The following is a 15,686-nucleotide window of genomic DNA, read 5'->3' as shown; positions in this document are numbered from 1 at the left end:
AATTCTGTCATTTTCCTGCTTTACTTCTTTATTCTTTCAGCGCCCCGATCATGACCCCCTTAACAAAATATTTTTGCAGGAAAGGATACAGTACAAGGATTGGAAGCGTAGCGACCATAATCGTTGCAAATTTGATTGTTTCACCGATCGGCATTTTATCTACACCGGAGGCATTCGTCGTCATGCTGTCCGTGCTATTCGTAATGAGTATCTCCCGCAGGATGAGCTGCAGCGGGTACAAGTTGCGATCACGCAAATAGATCATGGCATTGAACCATGCATTCCAATGACCTACGGCGTAAAACAGGACCATAACAGCCATGACCGGGATAGACAAAGGAATAATGATCCGCCACATGACAGTCCACTCGCTCGCTCCATCCATTTTCGCCGATTCTTCCAAACTGATTGGCACGGATTGAAACGAAGTCCGCATAATGATCAAATTCCATGTATTAATGGCTCCAGGGATTATCATCGCCCATACCGTATCCACTAGCCCCAGATTGCTGACAAGAAGATAAGTAGGGATAAGCCCTCCCTGAAAAAACATCGTGATGACAATCATAAACATGACCGCATTCTTAAAAAATACATTTCTCCGAGAAAGAAAGTATGCCCCGAGTGAAGTCATAATCAGATTAAGGATGGTTCCTACGATCACATAAAATAGTGTATTGCCGTAACCACTTAAAATATTTGGATTGGCAAAAACGGATTTGTAAGCGTTCAGACTGAAACCATACGGCTTCCATAACAAGCCGCGATGCTGTGCAAGCAAGCCAGGATCGCTTAAGGATGATAAGGCTACGTACAAAAATGGATACAACGTTACGAAACAAAGAACGATCATTACAGAGACGTTCAAAACGTTAAACGTTTTTTCGCCAAACGTAGGTTTGTCCATACAGCTTCTCCTCCCCTATCACCATAATTTGGTCTCGCTTACCCGCTTGCTTATATTGTTGGAAATAATTAGAAGGGAGAACGCAATCACGGCGTTAAATAAACCTACGGCTGTTGTGTAGCTGTAGCTGGCCTCTAAAATCCCTTTGCGGTATACGAAGGTAGATATGACGTCAGCCGTATCGTAGGTCAGCGGATTATACATAAGCAAAATTTTCTCGCTGCCGACAGACATCATCGATCCCATTTTCAATATAAGCAAAATAATGACCGTGGGCATAATCCCCGGAATGGTAATGTGGAGCATTTGTTTCCAGCGGCCCGCCCCATCGACTCTGGCAGCTTCATATAGTGTAGGATCGATACCCGACAGCGCAGCCAAATAGATAATGGACCCCCATCCGACTTGCTGCCAAATACCGGAGGAAACATAAATAAAACGAAACCACTCTGGCTCGGACAAATAAGACTTGGAATTGATGCCCAATGACAATAACAATTGGTTCACGACTCCGTCTCTGGCCAAAAAATCGACGAGCATCCCAACAACGACGACTATAGATATAAAATGAGGCAAATAGGTGATCGTTTGGACAATCCTCTTGAACGCCTGCCGACGCAATTCATTCAATAACAAAGCGAGGATGATCGGTGCAGGGAAGCCGAAAATAAGTTCGTAAACATTGATTAACAAGGTATTGCGAATGATTCTCCAAAAATAATAACTATCGAAAAATTGGACGAAATGATCCAATCCGACCCATGGGCTGCCCCAGATGCCGGTACCGGGACTGTAATCTTTAAATGCAATTTGCAATCCATACATCGGACCATAATCGAAGATTACATAGTAAGCAATGACCGGCAAAACCATCAAATATAAAAGCTTGTTGCGCCTTAAATCTCGGCCAATCGTTACCCATAGGCTCTGCGTGGAACGGGCCGGTTTAACCCTGTTCCTTGCGGTGGTTTTGATCGTATCCAAATGGTGTTCCCTCCTTCGAGTTGAAGTGAACAGGGAGATGAACGGATCATCTCCCTGAAATGTGGAGTCCCCTGACTATCTTTATTAATTGTTATCTTTTGTTATATCTTTCCAAAGCGGCTTGTTGAATTTTTATGGCTTCTTGGATTCCCATACTTTCAATCGTCTTGGCGTACTTATCGAAGTTATCCAGAGGCTCTGCCCCCATAATAAATTTGTTGAACATCTCGTCTTTGTACGTGTTAACATCGTTCATGATCGAAGCGAACTTGCTGCTCTCACTCGAAGTCGGTGTAACTTGAGGGAGCTTCCTTTCGTTGGTCGGCTCCGACCAAATCATAATCGATTCTTTCTGCTCAGGCAGGGCAGCATATTGCTCCATATATCGCTTGTCTTGTACGAAAGGACCGTTGAAGTTGGCGCGAACATGGCGGGCCATCGCATACGCCATCGACGTATCCTTCGGATTCATAATGTTGTCCATATAGATTGGATTTCCTTTCTCCATCTTATAGGACACACCCTCCACCCCGAAATTAAACAGCATCTTACCTTCATCACTGTAGGCATAATCGAGCCATTTAGCCGTTGCTTCAGGGTTGGCATTCGATGTAGAAATCGCTGCGGCTATCCCCCCTGAATAGTTATATGACTTCGCGCTCCATAGCTTTTTATCTCCCTTGTTGATCACTGGAAACGGAGCGGCAACAAGTTTGAAGCCTGGAATTTTATTATTTACTAGCGACGTATAATTGCCGATGCCCGAACCTGTGCTCATCACTGTAGCAAATAGCTGATTTCCCGTCACCTTAGCATCCTTTAACTTGCTGTCCGTAACGGCGAAATCCGGATCTAACAACCCTTCCTTGTACCATTGGTTCATCAGAGTCAGAAATTGCTTGTACTCCGGCTGGGTTGGCCCGAAGCTTACTTTTCCGTTGATTTGGTAAAAATCATAATTGACACCGAACGTGCCCAGAAACGGAATCGCTCCTCCCATATCGCCTTTGGCAATAAGGAGCGGAATTTCATCCGGTTTACCATTTCCGTTAAAGTCGCTATTTTTGGCTGCTGTCAGCACGGTATGCCAATCGTTAAGAGTTTCCGGCATTTTCAGGTTAAGCTTATCCAGCCAGTCTTTGCGAAGAGCAATCCCGTTGCTGACCAGCAAATAATCATCGCCGCGCAGGAACGGAAAGCCGTAAATACTGCCTTCGTCAGTTACGATTTGCTTTTTCCAATCCGGGTTGGCATCCAATATTTTCTTCAAATTCGGTGCATGATTGGCAATAATATCGTTCAGCTTAATAATTTTTCCGTCCTTGATCGCTTTCTCTGGACCTCCGGGATAACCCGTCCAACCATATTCAATGACATCCGGCAATTTGCCGCCCGTAATCATCAGATTGAATTGGTCTTTTTCTTGTCCTACCGGAGGATGCTGAAATGCAACGTTCACACCGGTTCGTTTCTGTAATTCCTGATAAACCGTCATATCCCCAAAGCTTTTTAACGTTGCTGCGACATTGCTCGCCAAGCCCACCCAATAAGTAAGCGATTGCAATTTCGGAGGTTCTCCAGCTTTCTGCTTATCTGGAGATTGCGGTTGTACCCCCGTATTTGAATTACACCCTGCGATGGAGAGGGACAGCATTGCCGTAGTCCCTACAGCTAACCATCTTTTCCGCCTGACATTGTTCATACCCCTTTTACCTCCTTTAAATGGGACTGCACGACAGCGAAATGGCCAATTCCAGCAACCAGCGAAGTCTACGCAAAAATCTTTTTCTTTTGAAGGTTAAGGACGCTGAGTATTAGGAACGCTGGTCGATTCCGCTATCCCTTTATTTTACAGAGCTTTTGCAAAATGGAAATAATTAGGTTTTATTAAGATAAACCGAGGTTAATATTCGCTGTAATCCATTTTTAAGATCGGTTATCTAAAATTAAGATATCGGATAATAGCTAGATAAATCCCCAAATCAGCAAAACATCTTCACTGAACTCTTAGTTTTGTTTATATTCCAATCCCTTAAACCCATTCCATTTCATTCTCCCAACATATGCTATCTCATACAACGAATAAACGGAGATGAGCGAATGTCTATAAAAGCGAAGTCTTACAGCACAACCCCGATTGATGTGCTAATTCCTGCGATTGAGAAGGATTTGGGGACCCTCCCCCTTGTTATTGATTCCGTGAGAAAATATGTTAAGCATCCTATAAATGAGATCATTATTGTAGCTCCGAGGAAACCAAGAATTCTTGAGCTATGTAGGAAAAAGCGGTGCAGGTTCGTTCACGAAGACACGGTCCTCCCCATAACGAAGAAAAACATCAATTATCAATCCAAAACGTGGGATCTCTCCGGCTGGCTTTACCAGCAGCTGCTGAAGCTGAGCGGTGATACTTTGTCTGCCTCTAAGCACTATTTAGTTATTGATGCCGATACGATGCTCATTCGTCCGCATGTCTTTAAGGTGGGTGGCAAGACCGTGTTTTATTGCCGCAAGTGGAGTCAGAATGAGTATTTTAAAACGTATAAAAAACTGATGGGAAAAAGCCGAAAGTCCCGCTTGTCCTTCGTTACTCACTATATGCTGTTCGAGAGGTCCAAAGTAAAACAGCTGAAACAAGTGATTGAGTCCAAGCATAACAGAAGCTGGTACTCCGCTATTATGAGAAGCATGAACAAATCTAAACGATTTGCTTTTTCTGAATTCGAAACCTATGGGAATTTCATTCATTCAACTACACCTGATAAGTTGATCTTGAAACCTGCAATGAACAGGAGCTTTAACTGGAGTCTTAATCAAATTTCCCAATCAAAGTTGACTTCACTGGCGAAGAAATATAGATCCATTTCCCTCCATAAACGCAAAGGTTATCGTAAATCGGTCAAGGTGGTTCCCAAATGAAGCCCTATTATGTTGTCTGGGAGGGACCTGTTCACAAAACAAGTGGGCTCGGACGTGCAAGCAGAGCTTATGTGCGCGCACTCGTAAAGCAAGGTGTCCCCGTCAGAGTACGTACTCCAATCCCTGGTACAAACTCAGCTTCGAGGAAGGTCCTCATTTATCACTATTTACCGAGTCACTTTCCGTGGAAGAAAAAACGTAGTTTATACAATCCAATTATTTTAAATACCGTGTGGGAAACAAGTAAGACTCCAGCCGCCTGGCTCTCCTCTATGAACAAATTTGATGCCATTTGTGTCCCCTCTCAGCATAATAAAACAGCATTGAGGCACAGCGGCGTAAAAGTCCCGATTTTCATTGTACCTCATGGGGTAGATACCAAAGCATTTCATCCGAATAATAAGAAGTTGTCTCTGCCACGTGCAGCAGGGAAGTTTACTTTTGTGTCTGTATTTGGTTTTCAACACCGCAAAAATCCAGAAGGCTTGTTAAGAGCATACTGGGAAGAATTTTCTTCTAAAGATAACGTCATTCTAGTGATTAAAACAAATGGATATGCGGCTTATGAGAATGAGAAATGGATTCAGAACAAAATATCGCAGTACAAAAAAAGACTGGGCATTAACAAGAGTACAGCTCCAGTTGTCATCATCGGCCGTCGTCTCAATGAGAACCAATTGAAAGGCTTATATACGCTTGGAAATGCCTTCGTCCTCCCTACTCGTGGCGAGGGTGTCGGCTTGCCTTTTTTAGAATCTTTAGCAAGCGGGGTACCGGTCATCGCTACAGGTTGGGGCGGACAAATGGATTTCCTGACTCACAATAACTCGTTTTTACTCCCTTACCGTTTACAGAACCCGTCGGTTAGCATGTATAGTAAGCATTCTATCTCTCGTAAGTTCAGCAGTCTGTTTGCGCAAAAGGGACAACAATGGGCAGAGCCCAATCTGTATAGCTTGAGAAAAATGATGAGGAAAGCGTATGAGAACCCTGAGCTGTGTAAACGTAAAGGACGCCAAGGCCGACAGGATATGCTTCATTTCTCGTGGCAACGGTCAGGTGTACTCATGAAGCAAGCCATTGAACATGCTGTACATTCCAACAAATAAAGATGAAGGGGGTTGCTCCCCAAGGAAGGAGCATTAGACTTGCGTATTATTCTATTGTGCGGTGGATCAGGAAAAAGGCTTTGGCCTCTATCCAATGAGGTTCGCTCTAAGGTGTTTCTAAAGCTTTTGCAATCCGGTGATGGGACCCGAGAATCGATGATACAACGAATATGCAGGCAATTGGATGAGGTGGGTCTCCTCCCCCATACATGTATTGTCACGCATCACAGCCAAGTGGAGATTACACGCAACCATGTTGGTGAACACATTCCGATTATTGAAGAACCCTTCAAAAGAGGGACTTTCACCGCAGTTGCTCTAGCTGCCACTTATCTTCACGAAAAGCTACAAGTAGACTCAAACGAAACCGTTGTTATCCTCCCGGTTGACACTTATGCGGATCCCTTGTTTTTCCAGATGCTATGCCGCTTTCCAGATGTTCTCTTGCGTTCTAAGGCAGATCTTGCTCTTCTAGGAACCCAACCTGATCATCCTTCAAATCAATTTGGCTATATTGTTCCGATTCTGCCTCAGGAAAATGAGGACTATGCTTTCGTTCGTCAGTTTGTTGAAAAACCTGATAAACAAATGGCAAGTCGGTTAATGGATCAACAAGCTTTTTGGAACTGCGGTGTATTTGCTTTCCCTCTGAAGTTCATGCTGCAGTATTTGAAGGACAAGGGGCATCCTACCCAGGTTGAGGCTTGGCTAACCAGCTATAAACAACTTGCAGAAACTAGCTTCGACCGCGAAGTCGCCGAGCATACGCAATCTGTTGTTGTCTTAGGATATGAAGGTTTATGGAACGATCTGGGTAGTTGGCCGGCGCTAATCGATCAATTTGAGGATAAAGTCATTGGATCAGGTCGAATATCGGACGATTCTGTCAATACCCATCTCGTCAACGAACTTCCCTACCCTATTGAAGTTATTTGCGTCCCCGATATCATTGTAGCGGCAAGCACTGACGGCATATTAATCGCTAAAAAAGAAAAAGCCAATCTTATCAAGGAAAGCCTTGCCCAAGTGCCTCGGATGCCGATGTACGGAGAGAAAAGCTGGGGGTCATATCGGGTCTTGGATTATTGGAAAGATGAACAAGGGAACGAAACCATGATAAAGAAAGTGCAAATGACAAAAGGAACCAATACGAGCTATCATCTACATTTTAATCGGCAAGAAGTCGTGACTATTCTATCTGGAAATGCCGAGATTCTGATGGATGATAAGCTGTACATGCTTCTGGCTGGTGATGTTTTGCAAATTCCAGCTGGTGTTAAACATGGAATCAAGGCTAGTACTAATCTAGAGTTGATGGAAGTGCTGTTAGGAAATGAACTCGATAAAGAGGATATCACTTATTTTGCTAACAACTGGTAGGAAAATCCCACATATGCCATGGCAGATTAATTTGACACAAAAGCGCCCCCCAATCACTCACGTACAGGGTGTGCTTTTGTGTTAATATCGTTTTACTTGTGCGTCACGCCACCCATTATATAATTTATTGTAAATGCTGGTAATTGAAAAAGGAGGCCCACAAAGCCTAAATGGCTTTGCAACCCCCAAACACTTTCGTTTCCAGTCTAGTTGTAAACCATTCTGTAATTCCATAAAATAACTCTAATTGATTATTATCCTGCAATCTCAGCCGATGTTAAATCCCCATTAATATTTCCATTTACAATGATAGAATGTCCCCAAAACATATCTCCATCCCAAAAGAATATCTCAAATTCGCCATCTGGATATACACTGATGCTGTCTAATTTCATCAAGTCAATAAACATTTCTTTTGTAATCTCATCTATTTCTGCCTCTTCATTATCTTGTAGCCATTCATTTGCTAACTCAACCAATTCTCCTGCAGCATAAACTCTAATTTTCATGTTCCACTTATCCTGGTCTTTGAAAAGTATATTGGCTGTTTCTAAAGCAGACATCATTATATGCTTATCTTCGTCCCAGTCAAAATACAAATTCCCTTCTTCCCCAGCCCACGAAATTTTCTTTTCAAAAGATTTGACACGCTTATCAAGTTCAAACTCACCCAATACCTCATCATGAAAAAATATGGGTTTCATCGATTCCTGCAATATGATTTCCAGATCATTATCTCTATATCCTGTTTGCATAATCTTAACAAGCATCATGGATTTTTCTGATCTACGCACTTGCAATCTTACAATGGTATTCTTTTCCATGATATGCTTTGTTTTTTGCCATTCTTCGTCATCAACTAACCATTCAAGTCGCAACTCTTCTTTTTTGACTGGCTCATTAGTAGATAAATCATTCCATGCAATCAAATTGATTGATGCATTCCACATAATGTTTCCGCCTGCTCTTCCTGCTCCAATACCTGAAGCCCCCGTGACTGCTGCTACTTCAATAATATTATCTGAAAATCTTTCTTCAAATCTACTTATTTCATTTGATATGCTCATTGTATTCCTCCATTTGCGTTCTACAGAATAAATACTCATCAGAAAAAGGCATTCCTCTATTTATCATATCGACAATTCATTAAAAGAATTAAAGTTCTCAAGTAAATACCCTTCTCTCTATGTTTTTAATCTTTCTCGCAAATACATACGGATACCTCAAACCAATCACCTTAAATATGCAAAAGCACCCCCCAGAAACTTCATCGGATAAACCAAACATAGGTTTATTCCAATTGCTTCTAAGGGGTACACTTTTATATTCTATGTTGGAGCTTGCTCCATCTATTCTATTCCTTCGTTACCAGCTTCAGTGGAGCAGGAATCGTTTTTTCTACGGTCTTGCCCTGCAAGACATCCAATGCTGCTTGAACGGACATTTGTCCGATCAATTCCGGCTGCTGCGCTACAGTTGCAGTGAGTTTGCCTGCAGTGATGGACTTCAGTGCATCTTCATTACCATCGAAGCCAATGACTGGAATGGATTTACCTGAGCTTTGAATCGCTTCGATAGCACCAAGCGCCATTTCGTCATTGTGGGCAAACACGGCTTGTACATCAGGGTTCGCCTGAAGCAGGTTTTCCATCACGTTCAGACCTTTAGTACGGTCAAAATCCGCGGTTTGCTTAGCTATTACTTTCAAGTCAGTGTCTGCAAGTTCATGGAAGCCTTTACCCCGTTCACGAGTAGCTGATGCACCAGCAACGCCCTCAAGCTCAATCACCTTCGCACCTTTTCCAAGCAGTTTTTCGATATATTCTGCCGCCATTTTGCCGCCTTTTACGTTGTCCGAAGCGACCAGCGCTTTAACATCTCCTTTATCCGAGGAACGGTCAAGTGTTATGACTGGGATACCCAGATTGTTCGCCGATTGCACAACGGTAGAGATCGCCGCTGAATCAGTAGGATTAATGAGCAATGCGTTTACGCCTTTTTGCATTAAATCGTCCACGTCGTTGCTTTGTTTCGCCGAATCGTTTTGTGCGTCAACAACAATCGTTTCGATGTTATGCTTTTTAGCTTCTGCAACCACGCCATCTTTTAATGAAACGAAAAATGGATTGTTAAGGGTTGAGATGGACAAGCCAATTTTGATATTTTTTAAATCCCCGCCTGTTTGAGGCTTAGCCCAGCTTGGCGGTTCCAGGGAACAACCTGTAGTTAAGATGAGCAACAGTACGGCCATTACAATCGTTAGCTTTTTCATATCTATTTCTCCCTTATGCGGATTTCTTCCGGTCAATGAGTACGGCGATTAGAATGACAATACCTTTCACAACCATTTGGTAGAAGGAAGATACGCCGAGCAAGTTGAGTCCATTGTTCAAGGTACCGATTATCAGAGCACCGATCAATGTACCTACGATACGACCACGGCCACCAGAAAGACTTGTACCACCAAGGACAACCGCTGCAATCGCGTCTAGTTCATAGGATGTACCAGCAGTTGGCTGTGCCGAATTCAGACGAGATGTCAGGATCGCACCTGCCAATGCGGACAGCATGCCTGCCAGAGAGTAAATCATGATTTTCACACGGGACACTTTAATACCGGAAACGATGGATGCTTTTTCGTTGCCGCCTATAGCATAAGTTTTACGTCCAAAGGAAGCTTTGTGCAAAATCACCCACAGAATAGCAAAGGTAATGATCATCGTAATCGCAGGTACCGGAATACCGAGTAAATAGCCGCGGCCGAACAACTGGAACGTTAAGCTGTCTCCCAGTCCAGTAATCGGATTACCGTTGGTGTAAACGAGTGTCAAGCCTCTAAAAATCGTCATCGTTGCCAAAGTTGCAATAAACGGCGCCATCTTCCCTTTGGTAATCATGAAGCCGTTAACCATTCCCATTACGCCACCAAGTAAGCAGCCAATAATGATGGCCAGAATTGGATCAAAGCCGGCTACCATCATATTAGCGACAAATGCACTAGATAGGGCCAATATAGAACCGACGGACAAGTCGATGCCACCTGTTAAAATAACAAAGGTCATACCAAAAGCAATCAAGGCATTAATGGAAACCTGCCGCAGCAGATTCAGAATATTAAGTGGTTCCAAAAAGCTCGGATTCAGAACCGATACAATAATGATAAGAATAACTAGGCCTAGCAACGGACCTAATTTTTGTGTAATTTGAGATAGCTGAAAGCCATTGGATGTTTTTGAGTCATTCATAGTTGTCATGTTACTGTCCCCCTGTAGCCAGCGTCATTATTTTTTCCTGCGTTGCTTCTTCTTTACTCAGTTCTCCTGTTATATGGCCTTCATGAACCACAACGATGCGGTCACTCATGCCAAGCACTTCCGGCAGTTCAGAGGAGACCATGATAATGGCAACGCCATGGCCTGTGAGTTCATTCATTAGCTGGTATATTTCGCGCTTGGCACCGACGTCGACTCCACGGGTGGGTTCATCCAAAATCAGAAGCTTGGGACCAATACCTATCCACTTAGCAATAACGACCTTCTGCTGATTACCACCTGACAGATTACCTGCTGCCGTTTCGGATGAATGGGTTTTGATTTGTAGACGTTTGATCAGAGCGTCCACAAAGGTCTTTTCTTTTTGAGATGAGATCAAGCCATTGGAAGTAAAACTGCTAAGACTAGGTAGTACCATATTGTCTCGTACGGAGAAGTCCAGAACCAGTCCTTCATCTTTTCTGTCCTCCGTGATGAAGCCGATCCCCAGTTTAACCGCGTCAACCGGTTTTCTGATTACGGCTTTCTTGCCGAATAAGTGAACATCACCGCTGTCCAGATGATCCAAACCGAATAAGGCTCTCATAATCTCCGTGCGTCCCGATCCCATAAGTCCTGAAAAACCAACGATTTCACCCTCACGAACCTGGAAGCTAACATCTTGAAATAATCCCTTTCGCGATGCATTCTTTACCTCAAGAACGACTTCACCCGGGTTCGGATTTCTCGCCGGATAGCGTTCTGTCAGCTCTCTACCTACCATTTTCCTGACGACCTCGTCAAAACTGGTATTCGGAATTTCCTTCGTATCCACGGTCCGCCCATCCCGCATGACGGTGATCCGATCGCAAATGGCGAATATTTCTTCCATCCGATGCGAAATATATACGATGGATACGCCCTCTTTTTTCAGGGACTCTATGACTTCGAACAGCTTCTGGATCTCTCTCTCCGTAAGTGCTGACGTCGGTTCGTCCATGATAATTACTTTGGTATCCGTTAGCAGCGCCTTAGCAATTTCAATCATCTGCTGCTGACCTACCGAGCATTGGCCTGCTTCTATATTCAACGGAATGTCGACAGAGAGCTTTCTGAACTGTTCCTTTGCGAGCGCCTTCATTTCGTTTCCTCTAAGAAGCCCCCAAGGGGACGAAATCTCCCGACCGATAAACAAGTTCTCCAGCACCGTCATATCAGGCCATACATTGAGCTCCTGATGGATAAAAGCGATACCTTGACGCTCTGCTTCTTTAGGATTTGCAAAATATGTTTCCTTACCGTCGATGAGGATCGTCCCTTCATCCCTAGCATGCATCCCAGTAAGAATGTTCATTAATGTGGACTTGCCCGCACCATTCTCGCCCATCAGGGCGTGAACCTCTCCTTCGTGCAGGTCAAAGTCAACACCGGACAATACTTGGTTGCTGCCAAAGGCTTTGTGGATTCCATTCATTCGAATCTGCATAAAGGCTCCTCCTTATTTACCAAAATAGACGCCTGCTTGCAAAATGATGTTTGCAAACGGTTGGGCTTCACCTGTACGAATCACGGCTTTAGCCTTTTGGGTCAGCTGCTTGAACTCTTCGTGAGGACAAAGCTTGATAGCCACCCCATCGAATTTATGTTCTATATAATCAAATGCTACTTGATTGTTCGGTTTCATCTCTTCTGCAATAACAACCTTTTCAATTTCCATGTCCAATGCAATCGCATTGACAGTTTCTTCAAAACTGGGCGAGCCATGAGTTAGCGCCAGATCAATTTTCATTACTCCCTCCGGTATAGGGAGGCCGATATCTGCTACCACAATCGTATCGGTATGGCCTAGGTCGGCCAGAACTTTGGATATGTGACTGTTCAAAATTCCTAGCTTCTTCATTTACATTTGCGCCTCCACTTCTTGACGATTCGGCATACCGCCTTGCGCCCCGAACTTCGTCACGGATAAGGAAGCAGCACGGTTGGCAAAACGTACACTATCGAAAATCGGTTTTCCTTCGGCCAATGCAACAGCAAAAGCGGCATTAAATGTATCCCCCGCACCTGTGGTATCTACCGTTTCAACCTTATAAGAAGGAACGAGAACTTCCTTTTCACCGTCAAAGTAGCGTACACCTCTGCTGCCTTCGGTAATAAACAATTTGTTCGGATATTGGCGCAACGCTTCAGAAACGGTTAAGTCTGCAAATAGAATTTTCGCTTCATGCTCATTTGGCGTTATATAAGCAGCATTCCCGATGACCTCTTTGTCTAATGGACGAGCAGGTGCGGGATTCAAGAGCAATGGAATTCCAAGTTTTTTGCAGACCTTGCTAACATGATTTACGGTTTCCACCGGAATCTCCTGTTGAATCATCGCCATATCCGCTCCTCTGAAAGCATCCATAGACCGATCGATATAATTAGGTGTTACCTCATTATTTGCAGCTTTAATGACAACAATACTATTATCGCCTTCAGCTAGTATGATATGCGCTGTTCCACTCTCCATATGTGTAACCGGTTCCACATAGTCGATATTAACACGGTTGAGTTTAAAATTATTTAAAATTTCTTCACCGAAATGATCATCCCCCACTCGCCCAATCATTGTAACATCAGCACCTAGGCGTGCTGCGGCAACCGCCTGATTAGCACCTTTACCGCCTGGGACCGTTTTGAAGCTTTCGCCGAGAACCGTTTCACCGGCTCCCGGACGCTTCGATGATGTCACAACAAGATCGATTGATGAGCTTCCTACCACAATAATTTTAGCCATGCTGCTCCACCTTTCTAGTCGTATCCCGCTCCGTGAACGTAACGGGCATCTGTATGGTTTTATGATCTATATTTTGATTTTCGATTAATTGAATGAGTAAGCTTGCCGCCGCTCTTCCCATATCGTATGCAGGCTGACGTATCGTCGTAAGTGACGGTGTCAGCAGGCTGCTGAGCAGAATATCATCAAAACCTATGATTTGCACGTCATCTGGAACCTTTTTGCCTAACCGGAGCGCTTCATGCAGAACCGCTGTCGCCACAATATCATTACTGGCGATAACCCCGTCTGTATTAGGATACTGCTCAAACAGTTCTTTAGCCCATGTGCCTGCCTCTGTAAATGAGTAAGACGAGGTTTGGACAACGTTAAATAAAATTCCCTGATCACTCAATATGTCAGCTGCGCCCTGATAACGATCCTGTGCAGGACGGACATGCTTAGGACCTTGTATAATCGTTATCTCTCGGCTGCCACGGGCAACCATCTCATGAGCTGCTATTCTTCCGCCCTCTCGTCCATCCGAGTATACAGATGGGCGGTTATCCGCCGTCCTGTCTAGAAACACAACCGGAATATTGAGCTTCCGGTATGTATCCGTATCCGGATGATTGGTCGAGGCGATAGCGCCAACCACGTTGTTCTGAACAAACGTTTGGATATATTCTTTTTCCTTCTTTATATTCTCGTCACTATTGCCTATAATAATTCGAAAATCATTCTCATGCATTTCATCTTCCACCCCACGAGCAAGCTCGGGAAAGAATGGGTTGGTGATATCTGGAAGAAGCAAGCCGATAAGCCTTGATTTTCGTTTGTATAAAGATCTTGCGACCTCATTGGGAGTATATTGCAGCTCACCGATAGCAGCTTCAACCTTCTTGCGGGTATCTTCATGTACATACCCTATCTCATTGAGCACCCGTGAAACAGTCGCTACCGAAACACCAGCATGCTTTGCCACATCTTTAATGGTTGCCATATCATCTTCTCTCCTTAATGTGGAACCGGTTACACATATAAAATAACACAATGCTTCTCATATGGCAAGTCGAATCTTATCGAAAATTGTAAATCAACAAGACGGGAGAGCGCTTCTCCGGTTCTATCTTTTATTTGAGTATTAGCGTGAAGTATAACCTGCTTCAGCATGGATGGTCGTTCCTGTTACATAAGAAGACGCAACCGAAGCCAGCCAGAGGCTTGCCTGAGCGATTTCTTGTGGTTGCAAACGGAAGATATTACGTTGTTCTTATATTTCAAGGAGCATGAAGCTCTATATAAATTGTTATTAAGCAATCATATCCATGTCGATTTTAGATATCGAATGGCTAAAGCTATTGAACAATTATTTATTACGGAGTACGAATATGTGCTCATTAATAAAACGGAGCTTAGTTCAAAGTGGCTATACATTTATAGAACCCAAGGAATCGCAGCTTGATTATCCTTGGATTTAAGAAGATTTCCGGGATTCACCAGAATATATGGCGAAGCAGATTGTAGAACTTATGGTCGTCTCTACTGAAGTGTTTTATGTAAAGGATTAATCTCGAAAAACTTAAAAACGAAAACACATTGCAGAATCTAAAGCCGGTTGCATAATTCACAACCAGCTTTAGATTCATTTGTGTCTGATGATATACTCTATCCAAATATTAATATGGAATATTAAAACCGGTCTGAATGTTGCTCAGATCAAGATGGATTTTCTCACTTAAAGCATGTTGGCTGATATAGCTAAGGAGGCTTATTAAGCAGGAGTATAAGATAGACTGGCGCTGAACGAGAGTTGTGTGACATCAGCTGCTGAGGCATTAGTCGATGCTTGCGTCCTTACACGAATACCTATACGATCACCGGCAGCAACTGTTAGTGATATCGCAATATTACTATTCGTTGCGGTACGGAAAGTACCAGCTGTAATGACCGTATTTGGAGCTCCGAATCTAACCGAACTAGTTAGAGGCGTTGTCACATAAGCAGAAGAAATATGATCAATCCCACTATTAGGAACTGACGGTGCGCGGAATACTGTAAAATCATATTGAAGACCAACAGTATTTATTGAAACCACAGAAGCAACCAATAGATCTACACTAATTTGTAAATTTTGAACGGTACCTGCAAAGGGAATGGGGAAAGCAAAACCACCTGCTTCAGGTGGACTAGTTGATTCTCCAGCACCGTCAATAACTTCAACCGTGTGATTACCAAAACCCATTAAAATTGGAGCAGCTGAAACTACTGTAGCACCACTAAGAATGATACCCGTTGAAAATGGAATTAATCCTCCACTGCCAGTTGCTCCAGTAGCCCCTGTACCTCCGGTTGCTCCAGTTCCGCCTGTTGCTCCA

The 15,686-nt window shown here is 43.6% G+C and carries 14 protein-coding genes and 1 pseudogene; 3 read left to right on the top strand and 12 right to left on the bottom strand.

Features of this window, described 5'->3' with window-relative positions; all coding sequences use genetic code 11:
- Positions 1-28 precede the first annotated feature (28 nt).
- The 3 genes from BP97_RS0125065 to BP97_RS0125055 all read right to left on the bottom strand — a co-directional run bounded on the left by BP97_RS0125065 (position 29) and on the right by BP97_RS0125055 (position 3,593).
- The gene (locus BP97_RS0125065; protein WP_028551592.1) at positions 29-907 is read right to left on the bottom strand and encodes a carbohydrate ABC transporter permease; all 879 of its coding nucleotides are present in this window, start codon (positions 905-907) and stop codon (positions 29-31) included.
- A gap of 18 nt (positions 908-925) precedes the next feature.
- The gene (locus tag BP97_RS0125060) at positions 926-1,882 is read right to left on the bottom strand and encodes an ABC transporter permease (RefSeq protein ID WP_028551591.1); all 957 of its coding nucleotides are present in this window, start codon (positions 1,880-1,882) and stop codon (positions 926-928) included.
- 100 nt (positions 1,883-1,982) lie between these two features.
- Positions 1,983-3,593 (bottom strand): extracellular solute-binding protein, encoded by a 1,611-nt coding sequence (locus tag BP97_RS0125055; protein ID WP_028551590.1) that lies wholly within the window; start codon positions 3,591-3,593, stop codon positions 1,983-1,985.
- 398 nt (positions 3,594-3,991) lie between these two features.
- On the opposite strand from BP97_RS0125055, the gene BP97_RS0125050 reads away from it, so the two are divergent.
- Genes BP97_RS0125050 through BP97_RS0125040 form a run of 3 tightly spaced genes read left to right on the top strand, consistent with a single transcriptional unit; the run spans position 3,992 to position 7,299 of the window.
- The gene (locus BP97_RS0125050) at positions 3,992-4,810 is read left to right on the top strand and encodes a DUF6492 family protein (protein ID WP_028551589.1); all 819 of its coding nucleotides are present in this window, start codon (positions 3,992-3,994) and stop codon (positions 4,808-4,810) included.
- Positions 4,807-5,919 (top strand): glycosyltransferase family 4 protein, encoded by a 1,113-nt coding sequence (locus BP97_RS0125045; RefSeq protein WP_028551588.1) that lies wholly within the window; start codon positions 4,807-4,809, stop codon positions 5,917-5,919. The genes BP97_RS0125050 and BP97_RS0125045 overlap by 4 nt, the downstream gene beginning before the upstream one ends.
- Before the next feature lie 12 nt (positions 5,920-5,931).
- On the top strand, positions 5,932-7,299 hold the full coding sequence (locus BP97_RS0125040; protein WP_081824354.1) for a sugar phosphate nucleotidyltransferase: 1,368 nt from the start codon (positions 5,932-5,934) through the stop codon (positions 7,297-7,299).
- 254 nt (positions 7,300-7,553) lie between these two features.
- On the opposite strand, the gene BP97_RS0125035 is transcribed toward BP97_RS0125040, so the two are convergent.
- From BP97_RS0125035 to BP97_RS40755, 9 genes and pseudogenes are all read right to left on the bottom strand, one after another.
- A complete protein-coding gene (locus BP97_RS0125035) occupies positions 7,554-8,366 on the bottom strand; it encodes a DUF2262 domain-containing protein (protein ID WP_028551586.1) in 813 nt (270 codons plus the stop codon).
- Positions 8,367-8,653: 287 nt separating this feature from the next.
- Positions 8,654-9,571 carry a ribose ABC transporter substrate-binding protein RbsB gene (rbsB, locus tag BP97_RS0125030; RefSeq protein WP_028551585.1) on the bottom strand — a complete coding sequence of 306 codons (918 nt, stop codon included), beginning with the start codon at positions 9,569-9,571 and terminating at the stop codon, positions 8,654-8,656.
- A gap of 13 nt (positions 9,572-9,584) precedes the next feature.
- Positions 9,585-10,553, bottom strand: coding sequence for a ribose ABC transporter permease RbsC (rbsC, locus tag BP97_RS0125025; protein WP_028551584.1), 969 nt, complete (start codon positions 10,551-10,553; stop codon positions 9,585-9,587).
- Position 10,554: 1 nt separating this feature from the next.
- Complete coding sequence (locus tag BP97_RS0125020; RefSeq protein ID WP_028551583.1) at positions 10,555-12,036, bottom strand: sugar ABC transporter ATP-binding protein; 1,482 nt, start codon at positions 12,034-12,036, stop codon at positions 10,555-10,557.
- 12 nt (positions 12,037-12,048) lie between these two features.
- Positions 12,049-12,450, bottom strand: coding sequence for a D-ribose pyranase (gene rbsD, locus BP97_RS0125015; RefSeq protein ID WP_028551582.1), 402 nt, complete (start codon positions 12,448-12,450; stop codon positions 12,049-12,051).
- On the bottom strand, positions 12,451-13,329 hold the full coding sequence (gene rbsK / locus BP97_RS0125010; protein WP_028551581.1) for a ribokinase: 879 nt from the start codon (positions 13,327-13,329) through the stop codon (positions 12,451-12,453).
- Positions 13,322-14,311, bottom strand: coding sequence for a LacI family DNA-binding transcriptional regulator (locus tag BP97_RS0125005; protein WP_028551580.1), 990 nt, complete (start codon positions 14,309-14,311; stop codon positions 13,322-13,324). Before BP97_RS0125005 ends, rbsK begins: the two co-directional genes overlap by 8 nt.
- 141 nt (positions 14,312-14,452) lie before the next feature.
- On the bottom strand, positions 14,453-14,560 hold the full coding sequence (locus BP97_RS39825) for an SDR family oxidoreductase (RefSeq protein WP_231506402.1): 108 nt from the start codon (positions 14,558-14,560) through the stop codon (positions 14,453-14,455).
- Positions 14,561-15,082: 522 nt separating this feature from the next.
- Positions 15,083-15,686, bottom strand: a pseudogene (locus BP97_RS40755) (hypothetical protein); the annotation flags it as partial.

The sequence above is a fragment of the Paenibacillus sp. UNC451MF genome (assembly GCF_000686845.1).
Taxonomy (GTDB): Bacteria; Bacillota; Bacilli; order Paenibacillales; family NBRC-103111; genus Paenibacillus_S.
This window is presented reverse-complemented; position numbering and strand designations above follow the sequence as displayed.